Raw genomic sequence first — 23,472 nt, 5'->3', positions numbered from 1 at the left:
CCGCGCCCGCCATCCCGCCATCCAGTCGTCATTGCGGCGGGCTGCGCCGCACCCAGCCGTGCCAGATTCCTGCCGCCGTGGGAATGGCCAGGCAGACGCCGGCCAGCATGTCGCCAAGGCCGCCGTCGCTGAACAGGGCCGAGACCAGGCCGATGGCCGTCAGCACGCCCAGTGCGATGGGCCAGCCCCAGAGGGCGAGAAAGCCCCGGTGTTGCGCGCCGCTCATGCCGTGATCTCCTTGCCGCGCGGCGCGGGTTGCGGGGCCGGCACGCTCTTGCCCTTTTTGACCCACAGGTACAGGCCCGTGCCCAGCACGATGATGCTGGCGATGTCCAGCAACGCCCAGAGGATCTGCATGGCCCGCCCGCCGTAGTCGCCGAAGTGCAGCGGCTGGGACACCAGCAGCGCCGTCAGATACCAGGGCAGGGCGGGCGCGGCCGTGACCTGGGCGCTCTTGGCGTCCACCAGCACGGGCAGGAACAGGCGCGAGGTCAGGGGCTCGTTGCCACGCAGGAAGAAGGTGTGGTGGTGCGGGCTGGAGAACGTGGTGCCGGGGAAGGCGATGAAGTACAGCTTGGTGCCTGGCACCTGCTGCTGGGCGGCCTGCAGCGATTGCTGCAGCGAGGCGCGCTCCGCCACCGGGACCGTGTCCTGGCCCTGGTAGGGCGCCAGCACGCTGCTGAGCTGGTCATGCTGCCAGTACTTGATCAGCAGGTCGGCCCAGGTATTGATCATGCCGGTGGCGCCCACCACGAACAGCCACACCAGCGTGACGATGCCCAGCAGGTTGTGCAGGTCCAGCCACTTCAGGCGCGGCTGGCGCGTGCGGCGCACGGTGCCGAAATCGAGCTTGCGCATGAAGGGCGCGTACAGCACCACGCCGCTGACGATGGCGATCAGCAGCAGCAGCCCCATGAGGCCCAGGAACAGCTTGCCCGGCAGCCCCGCGAACAGGTCCACGTGCAGCTTGAACATGACCCACATGAAGCCCTGGTCGAAGCGCGGCTGGGCCAGCAGCTCGGCTGTGCGCGCATCGATGACCACGGAGCGGAAATCGTCCGTGGGCGCCGGCGTGGGCGTCATGGTGACGAACCAGAGGTCATCGGTGTCGTCGGACTTGGAGACGAACTGCACCACGCGGTCCGGGTGCTGGGCACGGGCCACCTCCAGCACCTTGTCCAGGCTGGCATGGGGCGTGCCCTGGGGCATGGGCGGGGCCTCCACCTCGGTGCCCAGCAGGTGGCCGATTTCGTGGTGGAAGATCAGCGGAAGGCCGGTCAGGCACAGCAGCAGCATGAAGACGGTGCAGACCAGGCTGCTCCATTTGTGCAACCAGGCCCAGGTCTTGATCGTGTGGCTTTGCATGGGGTGTTTTTTTCTCTGACAGAAGGGGGCCTGGGGCCCCCGCCATCACCGCGCCCCCGGCGCCATGTCGGGGGCGGGGCGGTTGCCGGTGGCCGGGGGCCGGGGGCTTAGAAGTCCACTTGTGCCGACAGCATCAGCGTGCGCGGCGCGCCCGTGGTGGTGTAGCCGGCGGCAGTCACCCAGTAGCTCTTGTTGCTGACGTTCTCCAGGCTGGCGCGCAGCACCACCGGCTTGCCGGCCACGTGGGTGCGCAGGCGTGCGCCCAGGTCCAGGCGTGTCCAGCCGGGCATGCGCAGGATGTTGGCCGCGTCGTAGTACATGGACGAGGTGTGGATCACGCGGCCGTTCAGGCTCAGACCCTCCACCCAGGGCGTATCCCAGTCCAGGCCCAGGTTGAAGGTGCGCTCGGGCACGCCGTTGGCATCGTTGCCCTGGTTCACGCCGCCTGCCGTGCGCGAGAGCTTGGCGTTGTTGAAGGCCGCGCTGGCCAGCAGGCGCAGGCCTTTCTGGATCTCGCCGTAGGCGGTCAGCTCCAGGCCGCGGTTGCGCGTCTCGCCGCCGAAGCTGTAGACATTGGTCACCGGGTCCGTCATGGAGCCCGGGCGCTGGATCTGGTAGAGCGCGGCCTGCGTGGTCATGCGGCCCCAGTCCACCTTCACGCCCACTTCGTACTGCTTGGACTTCTGCGGCGCGAACACCTGGCCGGCATTGGCCGTGTTGGGCCCGGCCGTGCCGCCTGCCGACAGGCCTGCCGTGTAGTTGGCGTAGACCGAGACATTGTTCTGCGGCTTGAACACCACGCCGGCCAGCGGCGTCACGGCGCTGGCCTTGTACAGCGTGGTGCCGCTGGCGTTCTTCTGGTCGATGGTCTGGTCGCGCAGGCCCACGGTCACCAGCACGCGGTCGCTGAACAGCGCCATGGTGTCGGCCAGCGCCAGGCTGTGCTGCGTCAGCTCGGCGTTCTTGGTGGGCGCGCCGCGCACGAAGTCGATGGCAGGCAGGGGCGAGGGGTTGTAGATGTTGGAGGGGACGGCTTTGGTGGTCAGCTGGTAGAAGTAGCCGCTCTCACGGTCCATGTAGTTGGCCGCTGCCACCACGGTGTGGCCGATGGCGCCGGTCTTGAAGCGCGTGCGCAGGCCCACGTCGGCCGAGGTGGTCTTGTTGAACTCGTCGTAGAAGCCGTTGCGCACCGTGAAGTTGCCCAGCGAGTCGATGCGCTGCACGGCCGTGGGGAAGCTCTGGTCGCTGGACACATCGCTGTAGCCCACGCCGCCGTAGACGGAGGTGTTGGCGTTGATGTCGTATTCCACACGCGAGATCACGGTCTTGGCCTTGTCCAGCAGCTCCGTGCCCGGGTTGAAGTTGGTGCGGCTGTCGGGCACGGCGGGCACCTGGGTGATGCCGGCCAGGAAGGCGCTTTGCGGGCGGAATTCCGTGGTCTTGCCGCTGGTGGTCAGCGCGTCCAGCGACCAGCGTAGGCCCTGGCCTTCGTAGTCGAGGCCCACCGAGGCCAGGCCCAGGCGCTGGCGGCCGCCGTCGATGTTGCCTTCGCCATTGCGCCACACGCCGTTCACGCGCACGCCCCACTGGTTGTCTTCGCCAAAGCGGCGGCCCACGTCCAGGTGGGTGCCGAACTGGGCCTTGCCCATGTAGGTGGCGGTCAGGCGGTTCAGCGGCACGTCGCCCGCGCGCTTGGTCACCACGTTGATGCTGCCGCCGATGCTGCCGCTGGGACCCACGCCATTGGTCAGCGAGCCGGGGCCCTTGAGCACTTCCACGCGCTCGATCACCTCCAGCGGCAGGCGCGTGGAGGGCGACAGGCCGTACAGGCCGTTCACCGACACATCGCGCATGGACAGGGAAAAGCCCCGCACCTGGAAGTCATCGCCATAGCCGCCGCGCGCCTGCAGGGTGCGCACCGAGGCGTCGTTCATCACCACGTCGGCGATGGTCAGCGCCTGCTGGTTCTCGATCAGCTCCGAGGTGTAGTTGGTCGTGCTGAAGGGCACGTTCATCTGGTCGGTCTTGCCCAGGATGCCCAGGTCGCCGCCGCGCGCGATCTGGCCGCCGGCATAGGTCTTTTGCAGTCCGCCAATGGCCTCGGCCTGGTCGCTCACCGTCACCTCCTTGAGGGCCGGGCCCTCGGCCGTCTGGGCCGCCACGCCCACGGCGGCCAGGGCCAGGCCGGCGCCCAGGCATTGGCGGATCAGGCGCGTGAGGGGGTGGGGAGCGAAGCGGAAGTCCGCAGGAGTGCTGTGGTGCGTCATGGCAGTCATGTGCAAAGGTTGGAAAAAACGGGAAGAAAAAGCCGGGAAAGGAGGGCAGGCCGGCCGTGGCCCTAGAAGCGAGCGCGCAGCGACACCGTGACGTTGCGCGGATCGCCGTAGTAGTTGTTGAAGTAGGTGGTGTTGGGCGAGAACTTGGCGTAGTAGCGCTTGTCCAGCAGGTTGCTCACGTTCAGCTGCAGCGAGTAGGTGTCGTCCAGGCGGTAGGCCAGCAGCGCGTCAAAAAGCGCATAGCCACCCTGGCGGGTGGTGACATCGCCCACGCTGGCGTAGGCATCGCTTTGCAGCCGCACGCCGGCGCCTGCGGTCCATCCCTGCAAGGGCCCCTTGAAGCGGTGGCTGGCAAACAGGCGCAGCGCATGGCGCGGGTCCACGGGCCGCAGCGGCTGGCCCACGTTGGCCTCGGAGGCGTCGCGCAGGTACCTGGCCTGGGTGTAGGTGTAGCCGGCCAGCACCTGCCAGCCTGGCGCGGGCTCCCCGGACAGCTCCAGCTCCCAGCCCTGGCTGCGGCTCTTGCCGCCGGCCATGAAGCAGTGGCTGGTCGGGTAGTACGGCAGGCAGGGCATGGCCGATGCCGTGTCCTGCATGGCGCTGCCCACGCGCTGGATGCGGAACACCGACACGCTGCCCTGCAGCCGGCCGTCCATGAAACTGCCCTTGAGCCCGGCCTCCAGGTCCTCGCCCCGGGCGGGCGCCAGGATGCTGCCGTCGGCGGCCTTCTTGTCCTGGGGGCTGAAGATCTCGCTGTAGCTGGCATAGGCGTCGAGCGTGTCCGACAGCGCATGCACCAGGCCCGCATAGGGCGTCAGCTCGCGGCGCACGCTGTAGCCGCTTTGGGCATTGCCGGGTTCGAGATAGCTCCACCAGCTCAGGCGCGCACCGGCAATGGCGGTGAGCGAGTCGGTCAGCGACAGCCGGGCCCGCGCGAATCCGCCGTACTGGTGGATGTGGGACACGGGCGATGAATAGGCGTTGCCGTTGCCCTCGCTGTAGAACGGCTCGGGGTAGCTGGTGTACGGATTCCAGCCGCGGATGTCCACATTGCGCAGCGGGCTCACGCCCCAGTAGCCCGTGGCCCCCGTGCTGCGGATGCGCTGCAGGTCGGCGCCCAGCGACAGCTCGTGCCTGCGGCCCAGGGCCTCGAAGGGGCCGCTGGCCAGCAGGCTCAGCGCGTTCTGCGTGCTGCCGTCGCCGCCATAGATGGAGGTGCTCACGTCGAACAGATAGGGATTGCTGTCGCTGGCCCTGGAAAACGAAGCCTGCTTGAACCCGTCCGACCGAAACCGCGTGTGCGCGGCCTGGGCCTTCAGTTGCCAGCCGCTGTCCAGCCGGTGCTCCAGCTCGGCAAAGGCCTGCTGGTTGTGGCGGTCCCAGGTATTCCAGGGCGTGCCCAGGTAGGTGCTGCGCGGCAGGCCGAGCTGGCTGCCGTCGGCAGCGGCGGGCAGGCCGCCCCAGGAGCCCGTGGCCTGCAGGTCCGTGTGCTGCAGGCCGGCCGTGAGCGTGGTGCGCGGCCCCAGGTCCGCCTCCAGCACGCCGTACAGGCCCAGGCGCTTTTCCTTGCGCGCGGTCTGGAACGATGCCTTGTCGTCCGCCAGCGCCACCAGCCGGCCGCGCAGCGTGCCGGCTGCGTTCAGCGGGCCGGACAGGTCGGCCTCCAGGCGCTGGCGGTCCCAGGAACCCAGCGTCAGCGCGGCCGAGCCCTGCCATTGCGCCGTGGGCCGCTTGCGCACCATGTTCACCATGGCCGAGGGCGAGCCCGCGCCACGCAGCAGGCCCGTGGCGCCGCGCAGCACCTCCACGCGGTCCAGCATGGCCGTATCGGGCTGGATGAAGGTGGAGGCCGAGGCCACCTGGTTCACATTGAGCCCGTCCACCTGCAGCGAATCGATCTGGTAGCCGCGCGAGTAATAGGCGATGCGCTCGCTGTCGATGTACTCCACCGTCACGCCCGGCGTGTGCTCCAGCACGGCATGCAGGTCGGGCAGGGCCTGCTCGTCCAGCCACTGGCGCGTGAGCACGGTCACGGGCTGCGGAATATCGCGCACCGATTGCAGCCCCTTGTAGCCCGTGACCAGGCTGGCCGCGTAGCTGTCCGAGGTTTCGGTCGTGGCACTGGCCGGCGCCGTGGCCCGGACCGTGACCGTGCCCAGCGTCTGCCCGCCCGTGCCCGAGGCCGCCGCTGGCAGCGGCCGCAGCGTATAGACGCCGCTGGACTCGCGCACCGCCTGCAGCGCCGTGCCCTGCAGCAGCCTGGCAAAACCGTCTTCCACGCCATAGCTGCCCTGCAGCCCAGGGGACTGCAGCCGGCCCAGCTGCGCGGCATCAAACGACAGCGCAACGCCAGCCTGGTTGGCGTACTGCGCGATCACATGCGTGAGAGGGCCGGCCGCAATCGAAAAGCTGCGCTGGGCTGCCTGGCCGGCCTGGGCGGACGGCGCCGCATGGACGCAGTCCGCTGCCGTGGCAACCAGCATCGCCACCCCCAGCACCGCTGCCACCCCAGCCATCCCCATGGACGCAGGCCAGCCCCGTTCGGCTGCAAGGCCGTCCTGGGGCTGGTGGGGGTGGGTGCGGGGCATGGGGGTGGGAAAAGTGGTGTGACTCCCCGTATGCCGAACAAGCCTTGCCCATCCTGCAAGTTCGGCTGAACTTTTTTTGCGCCTTGGCCTGGATTCGGACCTTGTTTTTGCCTTCATCGTTAGATAAGGCAAAGACTGGCCGCTATGTTTTTATTTTTCTCTGCCCGGGATTTCGGGGGCCGCGCCCTGGTGACGCCGGTACATGGCTGGAGAAATGCCCAGGTGCTTGGAAAAACTGCGGCGCAGGGTGTCCGCGTTGGCAAAGCCGCACTGCGCCGCGATCTGCTTGGGCGCGTCATGGCCGGCCTCCAGCAGTTCACGGGCTGCGGACACGCGCATGGTTTCCACCCAGGCGGCTGGCGTCACGCCGACTTCCGCCTGGAACAGCCGCGCGAAATGCCGCGCGCTGAGACCGGCGCGCTCAGCCAGCGCACGCACCGAGAGGTCCTGCGCGGGATGCGCCACGGCCCAGCGCTGTATTTCCTGCAGCGCAGAGCGGCCAGCCGGTCCCGCATGGCCCTTGCGGCTGAACTGCAGCTGGCCGCCGGGACGCTTGAAGAACATCACCAGCTGCGAAGCCACGCGGGCCGCCACTTCGCGCCCGCAGTCCTCCTCCACCAGCGAAAGGGCCAGGTCCAGGCCTGCCGTGACCCCGGCCGAGGTGCGCAGCTTGCCATCGCGCACATGCAGCGCGTCGTCCAGCACGGTGGTACGTGGATGGGCGTGCCTGAGCGTGTCGGCCACGGCCCAGTGCGTGGTCACCCGCCGGCCGTCGAGCAGGCCGGCGGCCGCCAGGAACAGCGCGCCCGAGCACACCGATCCGAAGCGCCTGGACTGCCTGGCCATGGTGCGCAGCCATTGCAGCGTGGGCTCGCCCAGCAGCATGTCCATGGCATGGGGGGCACCTGCGACCAGCAGCGTGTCCAGCCGGGGTAGCGCATCTCCCATGGCCCAGTCGGGCACCAGACGCACGCCCGACGAGCTGTGGATGGGCGCATGGTCGCGGCCCACCACCTTCAGCGCATAGAAGGGGCGGCCCAGTTCTGCGTTGGCCTGCGCGAACACGTCCAGCGGTCCCGAGACATCCAGCAGCTGGACGCCTTGCAGCGCAAGGATCGCAATCGTTCTTGTCATGGAAAAGCCCCGGTGTCCGCATCGCGCGTGAAATGGCAGAAATCGACGGTATGCGTCGATTGATGACGTGGCAGTGTATCCCCAGAATCGAATCGAGCACTTTGAAAGGAGCCACCCATGCGTCTCGATATCGACGGAATCCGCATCCCCGACAGCCGGCTTGCGCGCGAGGTCACGGAACTGGTCCGTGACACGGCATCGCCGCTGCTGTTCCACCATTCCAGTCGCGTCTACTACTTCGGCGCCCTCGCGGGCGCCAGGCGTGGCCTGGCGTTCGACCCCGAGCTGCTGTACTGCGGCTGCATGTTCCACGACATGGGCCTCACGCACCGGCACAGCAGCGATTGCTGCCGCTTCGAGGTGGATGGCGCCAACGCAGCCCGCGAATTTCTGCGGGGCCACGGAATCGCCGCGCAGGACATCGATCTGGTCTGGACGGCCATTGCCCTGCACACGACGCCCGGCATTCCCGAGTTCATGCATCCCGTCATCTCCCTGGTGACGGCCGGGGTGGAGATGGATGTGCTGGGACTGACCTACGGCGACTACGCCGATGCCCAGCGCGAGGCCATCGTGCAGGCCCATCCGCGCGGTCCGCGCTTCAAGGAGGAGATCATCCAGGCCTTCTACGACGGCATCCGGCACAAGCCCCAGACCACCTTCGGCAACGTGAAGGCCGATGTGCTGGCGGACAAGGAGCCGGCTTTCAGGCCGATGAACTTCTGCAGCGTGATCCGCCATTCGGCCTGGCCCGGCTGAGCAGGCGCAGGCCCCGCGTCACAAGCCATCGAGGTCTGCGGCCTGGTCCAGCGTCCACAGCCGCTCGGTCACCTGCCGCAGCCGGTCCGCGCCCAGCACGGGTCCGGCCAGCTCGGCCAGCTTGGCCTGCAGATCGGCGTCGCTGAGCGGCATGTCGGGATCGCCCTTGCGCGTGGGCTGCAGCCAGGCATGCACACTGCCGTCGCGCAGGGTGATGCGGACCTGCGCGGCGCGTTGCGCCGGGAACTGGCGGTCCAACTCGGGGTGCCGTTCCAGCGTGATGCGCTGCATCAGCGCGCGGGTCTGTGCATCGTCCAGATGGCCATCGTCGAAGGCCGCCAGCCGCACGCTGCCCCGGCGCAGCGCATGGGCCACCACGTAGGGAATGCTGAAGCGTGCCTCGGCTGCCGTGCGTGGTGCGCGGTTGCCGGCCACGGTGAGGGCCGGGCCATAGGTGGCAACCTGCAGTTGTGCGATGTCGTCGGCAGCGAAGCCATGCACCTGCTGCAGATGCAGGGCGCCGTCGATGGGCGCGAAGGTGTGGCCGCAGCAGGCGTGGTTCTTGAACGTCATGGCAGCGATGTTGAAGACCTGGCCCAGGTCCGCCAGCACAGGCTGCCAATCAGGCGCATCGCTCATGGCCGTGCCCAGGCCCATGGCGCCTTCGAAGACATCGAGCGATCCCGTCACGCCCTGGCCGGCCATCAGTGCTGCGGCGACGCCGGCCTCGGCCGCGCGACCGGCGTGCAGCGGCTTGGACATGGAGTCCATCTGGAAGGCCTGCTGCAGTCCCGCCGCAAAGGTGGCCGCCGTGCACAGCGCATGCGTGAAGCGCTGCGCATCCAGCCCCAGCAGACAGGCCGCCGCCGCAGCAGCGCCAAAGCTGCCCACCGTGCCCGTGTTGTGCCAGTAGCGGTAGTGCGCACGTCCCAGTACCTGGCCTATGCGGGTGGAGATCTCGTAGCCCGCAATCACGGCCTGCAGCAATTGCAGGCCGCTGGCCCTTTGCTGCTGCGCCACCGCCAGGGCCGCCGAGATGGTGGGTGCGCCCGGGTGGTAGATGGCGTGCTTGAAGATGTCGTCCACCTCGGCTGCATGCGAGGCCGTACCGTTGATCAGCGCCGCCGCCCGGGCGGTGGCGCGCCGGCCCAGGGCCAGCCGTGCGCCGCCCCGGTCCAGGTCTTCGGCCATGGCGCGTTCCAGCCGTGGCGTGGGGTCCATGCCGTAGCCGGCGATCAGAGCGGCATACCAGTCCACCACGGCGCGTCGGGCATGGTGGAGAACGCTGGCCTCGACAGGCGCTTGCTGGAATCGGGCGCCGAAGTGGCCCAGGGTTTCGCTGACATACATGGCGTGGACTTGTTGGGAGTGAGGGTGGCGGGCGGGGCTGGGTGGGGCTGGGCGGGGCTGGTTGGTGCAACGATGCAGGCTTTCACGATAGCGGTGCGCCGGCGCGATAGACATATCCTTTTGTCATGTCTTGAGGCGTGATTGGAAGAACTTGAGCGGCGGGCTGGAGCCAATGATCCAGGCCATCGTCAACCCGCTTTCCGATCACCATGGATTTCACCCTTTCCGAAGAACACCAGGCTTTCGCCGACAGCGTGGCCCGGTTCGCCCAGGACAAACTGGCGGCCGGCGCACTGGAGCGTGCGCATTCCCCGCATTACCCCTGGGAGACTGCCAGCCTGCTGGCCGAGCAGGGCTTGCTGGGCATTGCCTTTCCCGAGGCCGACGGCGGGCAGGGCGGCTCGCTCATGCATGCCGTGCTTGCCATCGAGCAGGTGGCCCTGGTCTGCCCCAAGAGCGCCGACATCGTGCAGGCCGGCAACTTCGGCCCCATACGCACCTTCGTGGAGTACGCGGACGCCGCCCAGAAGGCGCGCTTCCTGCCGGATCTGCTGGCTGGAAAAAAGCTCATTTCTCTGGGCATGACCGAGCCCGATGCAGGCTCGGCCGTGACCGAGCTGAGGACCACGGCCACGCTGGAGGGCGATCACTATGTGATCAACGGCAGCAAGGTGTTTTCCACGCACAGCCCCGAAGCCGGCCTGTTCCTGGTCTACGTGCGCTTCGGGCCGGGCGTGGACGGCATAGGCTCGGTGCTGGTGGAGCGCGACACGCCCGGCTTCGAGGTCGGCCAGCCTTCGGCCTTCATGAATGGCGAGCAATGGGCGCAGCTGTATTTCGAGAACTGCCGCATCCCGCGCGAGAACGTGCTGCTGGGCGCGGGTGGATTCAAGAAGCAGATCTCGGGCTTCAACGTGGAGCGCCTGGGCAATGCCTCGCGCGCGCTGGCGCTGGGCCGGCATGCCTTCAACCTGGCGCGCGAGCACGCACGGGTGCGCCGCCAGTTCGGACGCGAGCTGTGCGAGTTCCAGGGCCTGCAGTGGAAGTTCGCCGACATGTGGATGAAGCTGGAGCAGGCCCAGCTGCTGCTCTACAAGGCCGCGCTCGAGGGTGAGCATGGCCTGCCCAGCGCGCAAAGCACGGCCATGGCCAAGCTGGCCTGCAATCTGGCGGGCTGGGAGGTGTCCAACGAGGCCATGCAGGTCATGGGGGGCCTGGGCTTCAGCCAGGAGGCCCTGGTGGAGTACTGCGTGCGCCGCACGCGCGGCTGGATGATCGCCGGCGGCTCCATCGAAGTGCTCAGGAACCGCATCGCCGAGGGCGTCTTCGGGCGGACCTTCTCCCAGAAAGCCTCCCAGCCCGCATCCCGGCAGTAAGACCGGCACCACTACAAAAGGAGACAAGGAATGCATCGTCGTACATGGATGGCCGCGCTCGCGGCGGCAGCGGCAATGGGCTGCGCAGGCATGGCAGCGGCCTCGGACAAATATCCGTCGCGGCCCGTGAAGATCATCGTGGGCTTTCAGGCCGGCGGACCCACGGACGTGGTGGCGCGCCTGGTAGCCAAGGCACTGCAGGATGAACTCAAGGGCGCCTTCATCGTGGAGAACAAGCCCGGTGCCACCAGCAACATCGCCTCGGAGACCGTGGCCGTGGCTGCGCCCGACGGCTATACGCTGCTGGTGGCTGCGGCGCCGCTGACCATGAACAGCTTTGTGTTTCCCAAGCAGAAGTTCGATCCGCTCAGGAGCTTCGAGCCCATCTCTAAGATCTCCTCGGCACCCGGCGTGCTGGCGGCCAGCCCCCAACTGCCCGTGCGCAGCTACAAGGAATTCGAGGCGCTGGCGCGGGCCCGGCCCGGCGCGCTCAGCTATGGCACCACGGGCGCGGGCGGCTCCCAGCACATGGCCACGCTGCGGCTGGAGCAGCTGGCCGGCCTGCAGATGCTGCATGTGCCCTATTCGGGCGGCTCCAGCGTGCTCACCGACCTGATAGCGGGCGTGGTCGATGTCGCGTTCATGACATCCACTGGCGCCATGCCCAACCTGGAAGCAGGCAAAGTGCGTCCGCTGGCCGTGGCTGGCCCCGTGCGCCTGCCGGGCCTGCCCGCCGTGCCCACGTTTGCCGAGCTGGGCCTGCCGGGCATGGTCTCCGATTCGTGGAACGGGCTGCTGGCGCCTGCGGGCACGCCCAAACCCATCGTCGACCGGCTGGCCGCCGCCGTGGCCAGGGCCGTGAAGTCCCGCGAGTTCAAGGAGGCCCTGGTCCCGCAGGGCGCGGTGCTGATTGGCAATTCGCCCGCCGAATTCAAGGCGCAGTTGCAGGCCGAGGTGGTCCACTGGTCCGAGCAGTTCAAGAAAGTCAAGATAGAGAAGTAAGCCGAACCATGAACGCCTCCACTTCCATTGCCGCCGCCGCTGTCTCCGGCGCCACGCAGTCCTCCCGCCGGTCCTTGCGCCAGGTCCTGCTGGAGCCTGCAAGCATCGCCCTGGTGGGTGCCTCCGACGACGTCGGCAAGACCGGCGGGCGGCCGCTGCAGTTCCTGCGGCGCGCGGGCTTTGCCGGCACCATCTACCCCATCAATCCACACCGCAGCCAGGTCCAGGGCGAGCCCGCCTGGCCCAGCCTGGCCGCCTTGCCCGAGGTGCCAGACCATGTCTTCGTGCTCTCGCCCACCGGGACCGTACTGGAGACCGTGCGCGAATGCGCGCGGCTGGGAGTGGGCGTGGTCACCATTTTGGCCAGCGGCTTTTCCGAGTCGGGCCCCGAAGGCGCGCAACGCGAGCAGCAGCTGCGGCAGATCGCGCGTTCCACGGGCCTGCGCATCCTGGGGCCCAGCAGCCTGGGCGTGGTCCATCCGCGCAACGGCCTGGTGCTCACGGCCAACGCAGCCTTTGCCGAGCCCGATGTGCCCAGCGGCAAGGTCTTCGTGGCATCGCACAGCGGCAGCATGATCGGCGCCCTGGTCTCGCGCGGCAAGGCGCGCGGCGTGGGGTTCGCGGGCTTGGTCTCTGTGGGCAGCGAGGTGGACCTGAGCGTGGGCGAGATCTGCGCGGCCACGCTGGACGATCCAGGCATAGAAGGCTATGTGCTGTTCCTGGAGAGCCTGCGCCATGGCGATGCGCTGCAGGCCTTTGCGCGCGAGGCCGCGTTGCGCGGCAAGCCCGTCATCGCCTACAAGCTGGGCCGCTCCAGCGCCGCCGCCGAGATGGCGGCCACGCACACGGGCGCGCTGGCGGGCGAGGACGATATCGCCGATGCCTTCCTCAAGGGCCTGGGCGTGGCGCGCGTGGACATGCTGGAGACGCTGTTCGAGGTGTTCCCGCTGGCGCGCAAGCTGCCCCTGGCCGGCGCCAGCCCTGCCTGTGGCCAGCGCGTTGCCGTGGTCACCACCACGGGCGGCGGTGCGGCCATGGTGGTGGACCAGCTGGGCCTGCGCGGCATCACCGTGCAGCCCGTGGCCGGCGAGACGCTGGCCCGCCTCAAGGAGGCCGGCATCCCCGGCAGCGCAGGCCGCGTGCTGGACCTGACCCTGGCCGGCACGCGCTACGAAGTGATGAAGAAGGCGCTGGACATCCTGCTGCAGGCCCCCGAGATCGACATGGTGGTGGCCGTCGTCGGCTCGTCCGCCCGCTATCAGCCGGACCTGGCGGTGCGTCCCATCATGGACAGCGCCAGCCATGCCAAGCCCCTGGTGGCCATGCTCGTGCCCGACGCGCCGCAGGCCCTGGCCGCGCTGACCGAGGCACAGATTCCCTGCTTTCGCACGCCGGAGAGCTGCGCCGACGCCATTGCCAGCGTGCTGGCACGGCGCGTTCCGGGTCCGGTGGCCGCTGTCCCTGCGCTGCGGGGCGAGGGCCGTGCGCTCAGCGAGGCCCAGGCCTATGCGCTGTTCGACGCGCTGCAGATGCCGCATGCGCCCTTTGCCTGCCTGCCTTTGCAGGGGCCGGTCGGGGACCTGCCGTTTGACTACCCCGTGGTGGCCAAGCTGTGCTCGCCGGCCATCGCGCACAAGACCGAGGTCGGCGGCGTGGTGCTGGGCGTTGGCACGGCGCAGGAGCTGGACGGTGCCCTTGCCACCCTGCGCTCCAACCTGGCGCGCAATGCGCCGGACACGGCCTGCGACCAGGCGCTGGTGCAGCCCCTGTGCAAGGGCCTGGCCGAGGTGCTGGTGGGCTACCGAATCGACCCCGATGCAGGCCCCATCATCATGCTGGCCGCTGGCGGCATCTGGGCCGAGGTGCTGCGCGACCGCAGCATCCGCATGGCCCCCGTGTCCGTGGAAACCGCGCGGGAAATGGTCGCCGAGGTCCGGCTGCTGCAGACCGTCTCCGGCCTGCGCGGCAGGCCCCGGGGTGACTTGGAGGCGCTGGCGCATGCCATCTCCGCCCTGTCCCGCCTCGCCCTACGTCCCGAGCTGGGCGTGCTGGAGGCCGAGGCCAACCCGCTCATGGTCCTGCCCGAAGGGCAGGGCGTGGTGGCCGTCGATGCACTGGTGCTGCAGGCGTGCTGAACCCGCGCCACAGCCTCCTGCAGGCGCTGGACTCCACGGCGCGTCACCATGTGCTTGCCGCCACCTGGGGGGACGAGGGCGTGGACCTGCACTGGCGTGAATGGGGGCAGGGCCGCCCCCTGGTGCTGCTGCACGGCGGCCACGGGTCGTGGATGCACTGGGTGCGCAACATCGAAGCGCTGTCGCGCCAGTTCCGCGTGCTGGTGCCTGATCTGCCGGGCTTCGGTGATTCGCAGGACTTCGCACTGCCCGCCCATGACCCCGCACGCCTGCCGGCCCTGCTGCAATCGCTGGAGCAATGTCTGGACCTGCTGGTACCCGAGCAGGGCGTTCTCCTGGCCGGCTTTTCCTTCGGCGCAGCGATGGCAGCCCAGCTGGCAGCGCGCGTGCAGCGGGTGGAGCGCCTGGTGCTGCTGGGCACGGCCGGCCACGGCGGCAGGCGCCGCGAGATGGCCCCGCTGCTGGACTGGCGCGTGGACGACCTCGCCGCGCGCGAGGCCGCGTGGCGGCAGAACCTGGCGGCCTTCATGCTGTCGGGACCGGAGGCCGTGGATGCGCTGGCCCTGTGCGTGCATGGCCTGTCCTGCGAAGCCACGCGCTTTCGCAGCAAATCCATTTCGCGCGGCAGCGCGCTGCAGGCATTGCTGCAGGACTACCGGCGCCCCGTGCTGCTGGTCTGGGGCGAGGCCGACGTCACGGCCGAGCCCATGGAGGCCGCCGAATCCCTGGCGCAGGGACGCGCCGAGCGCGACTGGACCATCGTGCCGCGTGCCGGCCACTGGGTGCAGTACGAATGCGCACCGGAGGTGAACCTGCTCATGGCCCGCTGGCTGCAGGCGCAATCCTAGAATCCGCGCATGCATGGAAGAATCCCGCCGCTCAACCCCCTGAAGGTCTTCGAAGTGGTGGCGCGCACCCGCAATCTCACCCAGGCGGCGCGGGAGCTGCACATCAGCCAGTCCGCCGTGAGCAAGCAGCTGAACGTGCTGCAGACCTATCTGGGCGTGGAACTGTTCCGGCGCGAGCGCCACGGCATCAGCCTGACCCTGGCCGGCCAGCGCTATGGCGAGGCCGTGGCCCCTGCCTTCGAGGGCATTGGCCGCGCCACGGACGAGATCATGCGCAGCGGCTCCGACAACACGCTGCGCCTGCAGACCTACACCACCTTCGCCGCCAAGTGGCTGATTCCGCGGCTGCAGGACTTCAACGCCCGCCATGGCGACATCGCCGTGGTCATCACCAACTCGGTCAAGGACGTGGACTTCGATCGCGACCATGTGGACCTGGCCATACAGATGGGCCATGGCGCCTGGCAGGGCGTGGACACTGAATTCCTGTTCGAGGACGTGATCGAGCCCGTGTGCAGCCCCGCCTTCCTGCATGCCAATGCCCCCGAGATCGCCTATCCCCAGGCCCTGCTGCGCAAGCGGTTGCTGGTCTCGCACTACCGCAAGGCCGACTGGCAGACCTGGGCCCGGCTGTGCCGTTATGAGGACGAGATCGACGGCGTGGAGACCATGCGTTTCAGCAGCTCGGTGCTGACCTGGCAGGCCGCCGCCGATGGCCTGGGCATCGCCATTGGCCAGACCGCGCTGTTGGTCGACGACATCAACGGCGGCCGCTTGGTCGCGCCCTTCGGACTGCCCGTGCGCACCGGCGCCTCCTACTACCTGGTCACGCCCAGGCTGCAGCGCCAGTCGAGGAAGGTGCAACTGTTCAGCGACTGGCTCAAGGAGCAGATCTAGGCCGTGCACAGGCCACCGGCCTGGGTTGGCGCGTCCCCGCCAGCGCCAGGCCCGCGAACAGCATCAGCATCAGGCCGTAGGCATAGGTCACCGGCAACAGGCCGAAGCGCGCGGCGGCCATGCCCGCTGCGATGGCCGGCACGCTGAACGCCAGGTAGCTGGCGATGTAGATGGCCGAGATCAGGGCGCCGCGCTCGTGCGGCTCGGCCAGCGGGATCACGCTGCGCAGCGCGCCCTGGAAGCCCACGCCGAAGCCCGCGCCCGCCACCACCGAGGCGCCCAGCACCAGGGGCAGGCTTTGCAGATGGGCGCCGACCAGCAGCAGGGCCACCCCGGCCAGCAGGCCGCTGCCGCCGAACTGCAGCATGGCGCGCGGCGCGCGGCTGCGCAGCGTCCAGATGGCGGCGGCGGCGCTCAGCGTGTTGATGCACACGGCAAAGCTGGCGGCGATCTCCGAGCCCGTGACCGAGCGGATCATCGACGGGCCCAGCGACAGGTAAAAGCCCCCCAGCGCCCACACCGTGATGCTCATGGGCAGCACGCGCATGAAGTCGGCCCGGGCCTGGCCCGGAATCCGCACGCGCGGGCGCATGGCGGCCAGTGCGCCGGGGCGGCGCGCGCCCGTCTCGGGCAGCACGGCCATGGCGGCGGCCACGGCCACGAAGATCAGCGCCATGAGCCAGAACACCAGGCCCAGCTGCTGGCGCCACAGCTGCGCGAACTCGCCCGCCACGACAATGCCCGCCGCCATGCCGACCATGGGCGCCATGGTGCTCACCAGCGTGCCGCGCTCGCGGTGCAGGTCCAGCAGCGCCGCGCCCATGGCCGCACTGGCCATGCCGGTGGCAAAGCCCTGCAGCACGCGCGCCAGCACCAGGGCCTGCACGTCGCCCGCGCGGGCGAACACCGCCAGCGAGACGATCTCCAGCACCAGCGCCGCCAGGATCACGGGCTTGCGGCCCAGGTGGTCCGACAGCGCGCCCGTGGTGAGCAGGGCCAGCAGCAGGCTCAGCGCATAGACCGCGAAGACCAGGGTCAGCATGCCGGAGGAAAAGCCCCAGTCCTGCTGGTAGAGCCGGTACAGCGGCGTGGGCGCGCTGGAGGCCGCGAAGAAGCTGCCCAGGCCGAAGGCCAGGACGGCCAGGCTGCGGCCGGGCCGGGCAGCGGGAGTGGAGTTGGATGGTTGCAGTACCGACATGGTTAAGAGCCCTGCTGCACAATTAATGCAAAGTTTTTGCTTTAGCGAATTCTGCGCTTGTGCGCTGCTAACGCAAATTTTTAGCTTTAATAACCATGAGCACGCAAGTCCCATCCCTTTCCAAAACAGGCGGTCCCGCCCGTCCCGGCGGACGCAGCGCGCGCATCCAGGCCACGGTCTACCAGACCGTCAAGGGCCTGCTGGAAACCATGCCGCGCGAGGAACTGAGCTTTCCGCTCATCGCCGCCCAGGCGGGCGTGACGCCGTCCACCCTCTACCGGCGCTGGGGCGACATACAGCAGCTGCTGGCCGATGTGGCCGTGGAAATCATCCGGCCCACGGCGCCGCCGCTGGACACGGGCACGCTGGAGGGCGACCTGCTGGCCTGGGCCGAGCAGTTCCTGGAGGAATCGGCCTCGCCGCTGGGACGCACCATGCTGCGCGACATGGCCGCCGCAGCGGGCAACGAGCACACGCCCTGCGCCTGCGTGGAAATCCTGCGCGGGCAACTGGCGCAGATCGGCGAGCGCGCAGCGCGGCGTGGCGAGGCGATGCCCGCTGCGGACACCCTGATCGACGCGCTGGCCGCGCCCATCGTCTACCGCATGCTGTTCGACCTGCCGCCGTCCCTGGAACACGTGCAGGCACGGGTGCGGGGCCTGCTGCAGGCTGAAACGGCCTAGCCCTTCAGCGCCCGCGCCAGCACCTCGAAGATCCGCGCATCCGAGCACTGCGCCACATTGAAGCGCAGGAAATCGCCTGCGCTCTGCGACTGGCTGAAGGCATTGCCGGGCGCCAGCACCACGCCATCTTCCAGGCAGGTGCGCGCAAGCGCCGTGGCATCCATGCCCCCGGGCAACTGGCACCACAGGAACATGCCGGCCTGCGGCACCAGCCAGGGCTTCATGCCCAGGGCCTGCAGCCGCGCGGCCGTGCGTTCCATCTCCTGCGCCAGCCGCAGCCGCACGGACTCCATGTGCCTGCGGTAGCCGCTGTCGGTCAGCGTGCGCAGCACGATGTCGGCGGCCATGCGCCCGCCGCCGAAGTTGGTGGCGATCTTCAGGTCCGCCAGGTCCTGCGTCCAGTCGGGCCGCGCCGCGATGAAGCCGCAGCGCAGCGAGGCCGACACCGTCTTGGAGAAGCTGCCGATCTGGATCACGCGCGACAGGCCGTCGAAGGCCGCCAGCCGGGGCGCCGCATGGGTCTCCAGGTCGCAGAAGATGTCGTCCTCCACGATCACCAGGTCCGAGCTGTCGGCCAGCTTCAGGATGCGGTGCGCCACCAGTGGCGACAGCGTGGCGCCCGTCGGGTTGTGGATGGCCGAGTTGGTGATGTACAGGCGTGGCGAATGCGCCTGCAGCGCGTCGGCGAACCGGGCCACGTCGGGCCCCTGCGGCGTGTAGGGCACGCTCACGGCCTGCACGCGGTGCGCCTTGAGGAGCGCATGGAAATTGAAATAGCAGGGGTCGTCGATCAGCACCGTATCGCCGGGCTCCAGCAGGAAACGGCAGACCAGGTCGATGGAGTGCGTGCCCGACTCCGTCAGCAGGATCTGCTCGGGCGAGGTCTCCAGCCCCATGGCGGCCATGCGCCGCGCCAGCAGGCGGCGCAGTGCCGGGTGGCCCAGCGGCGTTGCGTACTCCGTCAGCTCCAGCGTGCCCGAGCGCGCCAGGGAGCGCAGCGCGCGGCGCACGCCTTCCTCGTACAGCCATGAAGGCGGCAGCCAGCCGCAGCCCGGCTTGAGCGCGTGGGCATCTGCCTGCAGCGACTGGCGGGCCAGCCACAGGGGGTCGACCTGCCTGTCCACGCGCGGCCCGATACCGCCCAGCGCCAGCGGCGCCACCGGCCCCGCCACATAAAAGCCCGAGCCCGGGCGCGAGACGATCACCCCCTCGGCCGCCAGCCGCTCATAGGCCTCCACCACCGTGGACACCGACACCTGCATGGCCTGCGCCTGCGCGCGCACCGAGGGCAGGCGCGTGCCGGGCAGGTAGGTGCGCGCGGCGATGCGCGACTGGATCTCTTGCATCACCGCCTGGATGCGTGTGCCGCTGCGCATGGCTGCTCTCTCTTCTGTAGTGGATTTGTGTGCATAACAGTTCTTTTGAATTGTATTGGACTGTCTATGGAAGATCCGGCCGTGCAATGGCCCACTGCCTGCTGCAAACCAAGGAGCTTTTTGATGGACAAGACAAGCAGCGGGTGGATCAACGGATTCATCGGCGTGGCGATCTTTGCGGGATCGCTGCCGGCCACCCGCGTGGCGGTCGCCGACCTGGACCCCACCTTCCTGACCTGTGCGCGCGCCAGCATCGCGGCATTGCTGGCCCTGGCCTTGCTGCTGGCGCTGCGCCAGCCCCGGCCCGCGCGCGCCGACATGCCTTCGCTGGCGCTGAGCGCGCTGGGCGGCGTGGTGGGCTTTCCGCTGCTGACCGCGCTGGCGCTGCAGTACGTCACCTCGGCGCATTCCATCGTCTTCGTGGGCCTGCTGCCCCTGTCCACGGCCGTGTTCGCCGTGCTGCGCGGCGGCGAGCGGCCGCGCCCGGCGTTCTGGCTGTTCTCGCTGGCGGGCGCGGCCTTCGTGGCCGGCTATGCGGCCGTGGGCGGGGCCGGGGGCTCGCTGCGCGGCGACCTGCTCATGCTGGCCGCCATCATCGTCTGCGGCCTGGGCTATGCCGAGGGCGCGCGCCTGTCGCGCACGCTGGGCGGCTGGCAGGTCATCAGCTGGTCGCTGGTGCTGGCCCTGCCCGTCATGCTGCCGGCCGCCCTGATCAGCATGCCGGCATCGCTGGCCGATGTGGGCCGGCCCGCATGGCTGGGCCTGGCCTATGTCTCGCTGTTCAGCATGCTGATCGGCTTTGTGTTCTGGTACCGGGGCCTGGCGCAGGGCGGCATTGCGGCCGTGGGCCAGATCCAGCTGCTGCAGCCCTTCATGGGCCTGGGCCTGGCGGCCCTGCTGCTGCACGAGCAGGTGAGCTGGGGCATGGTGCTGGTCACCATGGCCGCCGTGGTCTGCGTGGCCGGGGCCAAGAAGTACGCGCGCTGAGCCCGTCCGGCGTGGTGCGGGGCGTGGTGCGGGGGGAGCGATGCAGGGCGGTCAGCGCCCGGCCTCGCGCATCACCTGCTGCGCGAACTCTGCGGCCGAACCCTCGAACGGCTGGTTGCTGGCCGCCTCCAGCCGGCTGCGGATGGCCGGCGCGCGCAGCGCCTGGGCCACCGCGGCATTGATGCGCTGGGCCAGCGCTGGCGCCATCTGCGGCGGCGCGAACAGGCCGAACAGCGAATCCAGGTTGGCCTGCGCATGGCCCAGCTGCGCCAGCGTGGGCACATCGGGCAGGGCTGCCAGCCGCTGCGGCGCGCCCACGGCCAGGGCTTTGAGGCGGCCCGCGCGCAGCGCCTGCAGCTGCAGCGGCGCCACATTGGTGGACAGCAGCTCGAAATGCCCGGCCAGCGCATCGTTGAGCTGCTGGCCCCCGCCCTTGTAGGGCACATGCACGATGGGAATGCGCGTGGCCTGCTCTATGCGCTGCAGCACGGCGTGGCCCGTCGTGCCCTCGCCCGTGGTGGCCCAGCGTATGCCGCCGGGCATGCCGCGCGCCTCGGCCAGCATGCCCTCGAAATCTGCGGCCTTCAGCGCCGGCGTGCCCACCAGCAGCATGGGCGTGCGCATCACGCCGGCCACGGGCGTCACGGAGGCTGCGGCCAGGCCCACGGCGGTGGCGGCGGCAAAGACCAGGGTGCGGCCGTCTGGCGCGCTGCGCGCCAGCAGCTCCAGCGCCACGGTGCCGCTGGCGCCGGGGCGGTTGTCCACGATCACGGCCGTGCCCCATTGCTGCGCCAGTTGCTCGGCCAGGGCGCGGGCCACCATGTCGCTGACACCGCCTGCGGGGTAGGCCACCACGATCCGCACGCTGGCGCCCGGCCAGGCGGGCCGGGCTGGCAATGCCTGGGCGGGCCAGGCCAGCGCGCAGGCAGCCGTCGCCAGCAGGGCGCGCCGGCCGGTATCGGTGCCTTGCGGTGCCTGCATGCCTCAGCCGCCCGGCGCCTGGTGGCGCTGCGCCAGCTCGCGCGCCAGGGCGATGAAGGTGGCCGCGGGTCCTGCGCCGCCGGTTTCCGTGCCGGCCTCGCGGTGCACCAGGGTGAGCGGGGCGCTCAGCCGCACGGCGGGCTCGAAGGCGCGGTAGACCACGGCCTCGGGATGGGCGCCGCGCACCGAGGCCGGCACGATGGACAGGCCCACGCCCGCCGCCACCAGGTTCACATTGGTCATCATGCGTTCCACCTCGGCGGCCACCTCCACCTGTACCTTGTGCCGGGCGCACAGCGCCAGCAGGTTCGCATACAGCCCCGGCGCGCCCGTGCGCCGCACAAGGATCAGGCGCTCGCCATCGAGCTGCCTGAGCGCCACGGGCCGCGATGCATCGCGCGCCAGCCTATGGTCCACGGGAATGGCCAGCAGCGCGGGCTCCTGCAGCAGCGTCTCGAACACCAGGCCTTCGGGCCGGGCCACCGGCACGCGCAGAAAGCCGCAGTGCATGCGCCCGGCCTGCACGGCCTCGGTGATCTCGGCGGCATTGTTCTCGCTCACATCCAGCGCAATGTCGGGATGGCGGCCACGGCACAGGCGCAGCACCTCGGGCGTGAAGGCATGGGCCGCCGCCGAGCTGGTGAAGCCCACATGGATGCGCCCGCGCTCGCCGCGCGCAAAGGCCTGCATGCGGTCGCGCATGGCGGTGAAGTCGGCCAGCAGCCGCGTGGCCTCGCCCTGCAGCTCCAGGCCCGCGTCGGTCAGGTCCACGCCCTTGGGGTGGCGCCGGAACAGGGCAATGCCCAGCTCCTCCTCCAGCGCGCGGATCTGCTGCGACAGCGGCGGCTGCTGCATGCCCAGCAGCTCGGCCGCGCGCGTGATGTGGCCGGTATCGGCCACGGCCAGGAAGTAACGGAGATGGCGCAGTTCCATATATGTGAAAAGTATCCAGCCGATATCCTAAAAATCTTTGAAATATTGGACAAGCCTCTACAGAATCCCATCCAGTCACCGATGCGACCGCTTGCCGCGGCGCGGCAGGTGACTTCCAACAAGAAGCCAAGACAGGAGACAAGACATGCAAGCATCCGCGTATTTCCCCCTGCGTCCCGCCAGCGCCTCGCTGCTGGCCGCGCTCGCCCTGGCTGGCTGCGGCGGCGGCTCGGCCGTGCTGCACGGGCCGGTCACCTCCATCGAGACCGCGCCCAAGAGCACGGCCTGCCCCGCCGAGATTCCTGCGGGCATCAGCTGCTGGGCCGGGCAGGACTCCAAGGGCGCCTACTACCTGATCGCCAAGCCCGCGCAGTGGAACGGCACCCTGGTGCTGCACGCCCACGGCGGCCCGGACCTGGCCGCGCCCACCGCCGACCGTGCGGCCGAAGACCTGGTGCGCTGGTCCATCATGGTGCGCGCAGGCTACGCCTGGGCCGGCTCCACCTACCGCCAGGGCGGCGTGGAAGTGCGCGCCGCCGCCGAGGACACCGAGCGCCTGCGCGGCATCTTCCGCCAGCATGTGGCCAAGCCGCAGCGCACCATCCTGCACGGCCAGTCCTGGGGTGCGGGCGTGGCGGCCAAGGGCGCGGAAATGTTCAACGAGCAGACCGTGGGCGAGCGCCCCTACGACGGCGTGCTGCTGACCAGCGGCGTGCTGGGCGGCGGCACCCATGCCTATGACTTCCGCACCGACCTGCGCGTGGTCTACCAGTACCTGTGCGCCAACCACCCGCGCCCCAATGAGCCGCAGTACGCGCTCAACCTGGGCCTGCCCGCAGATGCCAAGATGCGCCAGGCCGACGTGGCCCTGCGCGTGAACGAATGCCTGGCGCTGGACAAGCCCGCCGCCCAGCGCACGGCCGCGCAGCAGGCGAAGATCGACACCATCACCAAGGTCATCAAGATCCCCGAAAGCGCCATCCAGTCGCACATGAACTGGGGCACCATGCACTTCCAGGACATCTCGGCCAAGCGCACGGGCGGCGCCAGCCCCTTCGGCAACGAGGGTGCGGTCTATGCCGGCTCGGCCGACGATGCCGCGCTCAATGCCGGCGTGCTGCGCTACCGCGCCGACCCTGCGGCCTACCGCAAGTTCGCCGATGACACCGACCCCGTGGGCAAGATTGGCGTGCCGGTCCTCTCTGCCAAGTGGATCAGCGACCCCACGGCCTTCGTGGAGCTGGATGCGCGGTTTCGTGCGGTGATGCAGCAGGGCGGCAGTGGGGACCGGCTGGTGCAGACCTTTACGCGGCAGGGGACGCACAGCTATATCAGCGATGCGACCTATCCCACGTTGATGACTGCGTTGATGCAGTGGGTGGAGGCGGGGGTGAAGCCGACTGCGGCGGGGATTGCTGCTGCTTGTGTGGGGAATGAGGCCAAGTTTGGGGTGGGGTGTAGTTTTGATGCGGCTTATGTGCCGGCTGCGTTGGGGGCTCGGGTGCCTGAGAGGGCGCGGCCTTCTTTGCAGTGAGCTGGTTTTTTCCCTGCAACGGGTTAGTTTTTGACCCTGCCGGGTGGTTG

19 protein-coding genes are annotated in these 23,472 nt (G+C 69.3%); 9 read left to right on the top strand and 10 right to left on the bottom strand.

All coding sequences use genetic code 11. The features are described 5' to 3' along the window. Positions 1-28 precede the first annotated feature (28 nt). From A4F85_RS15260 to A4F85_RS15240, 5 genes are all read right to left on the bottom strand, one after another. Positions 29-226: a hypothetical protein gene (locus A4F85_RS15260; protein ID WP_063327065.1), complete on the bottom strand. Its 198-nt coding sequence runs from the start codon at positions 224-226 to the stop codon at positions 29-31. Then, positions 223-1,365: a PepSY-associated TM helix domain-containing protein gene (locus tag A4F85_RS15255; protein ID WP_063327064.1), complete on the bottom strand. Its 1,143-nt coding sequence runs from the start codon at positions 1,363-1,365 to the stop codon at positions 223-225. The genes A4F85_RS15260 and A4F85_RS15255 overlap by 4 nt, the downstream gene beginning before the upstream one ends. A 107-nt stretch (positions 1,366-1,472) precedes the next feature. Beyond that, positions 1,473-3,641 (bottom strand): TonB-dependent receptor, encoded by a 2,169-nt coding sequence (locus tag A4F85_RS15250; protein WP_043825288.1) that lies wholly within the window; start codon positions 3,639-3,641, stop codon positions 1,473-1,475. A 62-nt stretch (positions 3,642-3,703) separates the two neighbouring features. After that, the gene (locus A4F85_RS15245) at positions 3,704-6,229 is read right to left on the bottom strand and encodes a TonB-dependent siderophore receptor (RefSeq protein ID WP_063327063.1); all 2,526 of its coding nucleotides are present in this window, start codon (positions 6,227-6,229) and stop codon (positions 3,704-3,706) included. Positions 6,230-6,379: 150 nt separating this feature from the next. Next, positions 6,380-7,363 carry a GlxA family transcriptional regulator gene (locus A4F85_RS15240; RefSeq protein WP_012203805.1) on the bottom strand — a complete coding sequence of 328 codons (984 nt, stop codon included), beginning with the start codon at positions 7,361-7,363 and terminating at the stop codon, positions 6,380-6,382. 117 nt (positions 7,364-7,480) lie between these two features. On the opposite strand from A4F85_RS15240, the gene A4F85_RS15235 reads away from it, so the two are divergent. After that, positions 7,481-8,122 carry an HD domain-containing protein gene (locus tag A4F85_RS15235; protein ID WP_063327062.1) on the top strand — a complete coding sequence of 214 codons (642 nt, stop codon included), beginning with the start codon at positions 7,481-7,483 and terminating at the stop codon, positions 8,120-8,122. Between the two features lie 18 nt (positions 8,123-8,140). Here the strand turns inward: A4F85_RS15235 and A4F85_RS15230 are convergent, their stop codons facing one another. After that, positions 8,141-9,472, bottom strand: coding sequence for an MmgE/PrpD family protein (locus A4F85_RS15230; RefSeq protein WP_063327061.1), 1,332 nt, complete (start codon positions 9,470-9,472; stop codon positions 8,141-8,143). A gap of 209 nt (positions 9,473-9,681) precedes the next feature. Between A4F85_RS15230 and A4F85_RS15225 the strand changes: the two genes are divergently transcribed. The 5 genes from A4F85_RS15225 to A4F85_RS15205 are packed head-to-tail and all read left to right on the top strand — an operon-like array spanning position 9,682 to position 15,730. Then, the gene (locus tag A4F85_RS15225) at positions 9,682-10,848 is read left to right on the top strand and encodes an acyl-CoA dehydrogenase family protein (RefSeq protein ID WP_063327060.1); all 1,167 of its coding nucleotides are present in this window, start codon (positions 9,682-9,684) and stop codon (positions 10,846-10,848) included. 30 nt (positions 10,849-10,878) lie between these two features. Then, complete coding sequence (locus A4F85_RS15220) at positions 10,879-11,850, top strand: Bug family tripartite tricarboxylate transporter substrate binding protein (RefSeq protein ID WP_063327059.1); 972 nt, start codon at positions 10,879-10,881, stop codon at positions 11,848-11,850. 8 nt (positions 11,851-11,858) lie between these two features. Beyond that, entirely contained in the window at positions 11,859-13,985 is a 2,127-nt protein-coding gene (locus A4F85_RS15215; protein ID WP_063327058.1) for an acetate--CoA ligase family protein, read from the top strand. Further along, the gene (locus A4F85_RS15210) at positions 13,979-14,833 is read left to right on the top strand and encodes an alpha/beta fold hydrolase (protein ID WP_012203811.1); all 855 of its coding nucleotides are present in this window, start codon (positions 13,979-13,981) and stop codon (positions 14,831-14,833) included. Before A4F85_RS15215 ends, A4F85_RS15210 begins: the two co-directional genes overlap by 7 nt. Before the next feature lie 9 nt (positions 14,834-14,842). Then, positions 14,843-15,730, top strand: a complete 888-nt coding sequence (locus tag A4F85_RS15205; protein WP_012203812.1) for a LysR substrate-binding domain-containing protein — start codon at positions 14,843-14,845, stop codon at positions 15,728-15,730. Here the strand turns inward: A4F85_RS15205 and A4F85_RS15200 are convergent. Beyond that, entirely contained in the window at positions 15,714-16,928 is a 1,215-nt protein-coding gene (locus A4F85_RS15200) for an MFS transporter (RefSeq protein ID WP_063327057.1), read from the bottom strand. The genes A4F85_RS15205 and A4F85_RS15200 overlap by 17 nt on opposite strands. Positions 16,929-17,023: 95 nt before the next feature. Between A4F85_RS15200 and A4F85_RS15195 the strand changes: the two genes are divergently transcribed. Continuing rightward, the gene (locus A4F85_RS15195) at positions 17,024-17,611 is read left to right on the top strand and encodes a TetR/AcrR family transcriptional regulator (protein ID WP_063327056.1); all 588 of its coding nucleotides are present in this window, start codon (positions 17,024-17,026) and stop codon (positions 17,609-17,611) included. Here the strand turns inward: A4F85_RS15195 and A4F85_RS15190 are convergent. Next, positions 17,608-18,987, bottom strand: a complete 1,380-nt coding sequence (locus A4F85_RS15190) for an aminotransferase-like domain-containing protein (RefSeq protein ID WP_063327055.1) — start codon at positions 18,985-18,987, stop codon at positions 17,608-17,610. The genes A4F85_RS15195 and A4F85_RS15190 overlap by 4 nt on opposite strands. Positions 18,988-19,110: 123 nt before the next feature. On the opposite strand from A4F85_RS15190, the gene A4F85_RS15185 reads away from it, so the two are divergent. Next, a complete protein-coding gene (locus tag A4F85_RS15185) occupies positions 19,111-19,974 on the top strand; it encodes a DMT family transporter (RefSeq protein WP_063327054.1) in 864 nt (287 codons plus the stop codon). 51 nt (positions 19,975-20,025) lie between these two features. Here the strand turns inward: A4F85_RS15185 and A4F85_RS15180 are convergent, their stop codons facing one another. Together A4F85_RS15180 and A4F85_RS15175 are read right to left on the bottom strand one after the other, a co-directional pair. Beyond that, positions 20,026-20,955, bottom strand: coding sequence for a tripartite tricarboxylate transporter substrate binding protein (locus A4F85_RS15180; RefSeq protein ID WP_063327053.1), 930 nt, complete (start codon positions 20,953-20,955; stop codon positions 20,026-20,028). A gap of 3 nt (positions 20,956-20,958) precedes the next feature. After that, complete coding sequence (locus A4F85_RS15175) at positions 20,959-21,888, bottom strand: LysR family transcriptional regulator (RefSeq protein WP_012203818.1); 930 nt, start codon at positions 21,886-21,888, stop codon at positions 20,959-20,961. Positions 21,889-22,033: 145 nt separating this feature from the next. Between A4F85_RS15175 and A4F85_RS15170 the strand changes: the two genes are divergently transcribed. Then, on the top strand, positions 22,034-23,422 hold the full coding sequence (locus A4F85_RS15170; protein WP_063327052.1) for a hypothetical protein: 1,389 nt from the start codon (positions 22,034-22,036) through the stop codon (positions 23,420-23,422). The last annotated feature ends 50 nt before the right edge of the window (positions 23,423-23,472 follow it).

Source organism: Delftia sp. GW456-R20 (assembly GCF_001622915.1).
GTDB classification, from domain to species: Bacteria; Pseudomonadota; Gammaproteobacteria; order Burkholderiales; family Burkholderiaceae_C; genus Comamonas; species Comamonas acidovorans.
Note: the sequence above shows the minus strand (reverse complement) of the source record. Positions and strands in the feature narration are given on the sequence as shown.

Bases quoted from the DNA above. Each gene is read 5' to 3' on its own strand.
- A4F85_RS15215 (WP_063327058.1), top strand. From the start codon at position 11,859: ATGAACGCCTCCACTTCCATTGCCGCCGCCGCTGTCTCCGGCGCCACG.
- A4F85_RS15180 (WP_063327053.1), bottom strand. From the start codon at position 20,955: ATGCAGGCACCGCAAGGCACCGATACCGGCCGGCGCGCCCTGCTGGCG.
- A4F85_RS15195 (WP_063327056.1), top strand. From the start codon at position 17,024: ATGAGCACGCAAGTCCCATCCCTTTCCAAAACAGGCGGTCCCGCCCGT.
- A4F85_RS15245 (WP_063327063.1), bottom strand. From the start codon at position 6,229: ATGCCCCGCACCCACCCCCACCAGCCCCAGGACGGCCTTGCAGCCGAA.
- A4F85_RS15225 (WP_063327060.1), top strand. From the start codon at position 9,682: ATGGATTTCACCCTTTCCGAAGAACACCAGGCTTTCGCCGACAGCGTG.
- A4F85_RS15190 (WP_063327055.1), bottom strand. From the start codon at position 18,987: ATGCGCAGCGGCACACGCATCCAGGCGGTGATGCAAGAGATCCAGTCG.
- A4F85_RS15260 (WP_063327065.1), bottom strand. From the start codon at position 226: ATGAGCGGCGCGCAACACCGGGGCTTTCTCGCCCTCTGGGGCTGGCCC.
- A4F85_RS15170 (WP_063327052.1), top strand. From the start codon at position 22,034: ATGCAAGCATCCGCGTATTTCCCCCTGCGTCCCGCCAGCGCCTCGCTG.
- A4F85_RS15255 (WP_063327064.1), bottom strand. From the start codon at position 1,365: ATGCAAAGCCACACGATCAAGACCTGGGCCTGGTTGCACAAATGGAGC.
- A4F85_RS15185 (WP_063327054.1), top strand. From the start codon at position 19,111: ATGGACAAGACAAGCAGCGGGTGGATCAACGGATTCATCGGCGTGGCG.
- A4F85_RS15175 (WP_012203818.1), bottom strand. From the start codon at position 21,888: ATGGAACTGCGCCATCTCCGTTACTTCCTGGCCGTGGCCGATACCGGC.
- A4F85_RS15250 (WP_043825288.1), bottom strand. From the start codon at position 3,641: ATGACTGCCATGACGCACCACAGCACTCCTGCGGACTTCCGCTTCGCT.
- A4F85_RS15230 (WP_063327061.1), bottom strand. From the start codon at position 9,472: ATGTATGTCAGCGAAACCCTGGGCCACTTCGGCGCCCGATTCCAGCAA.
- A4F85_RS15205 (WP_012203812.1), top strand. From the start codon at position 14,843: ATGCATGGAAGAATCCCGCCGCTCAACCCCCTGAAGGTCTTCGAAGTG.
- A4F85_RS15200 (WP_063327057.1), bottom strand. From the start codon at position 16,928: ATGTCGGTACTGCAACCATCCAACTCCACTCCCGCTGCCCGGCCCGGC.
- A4F85_RS15235 (WP_063327062.1), top strand. From the start codon at position 7,481: ATGCGTCTCGATATCGACGGAATCCGCATCCCCGACAGCCGGCTTGCG.
- A4F85_RS15220 (WP_063327059.1), top strand. From the start codon at position 10,879: ATGCATCGTCGTACATGGATGGCCGCGCTCGCGGCGGCAGCGGCAATG.
- A4F85_RS15240 (WP_012203805.1), bottom strand. From the start codon at position 7,363: ATGACAAGAACGATTGCGATCCTTGCGCTGCAAGGCGTCCAGCTGCTG.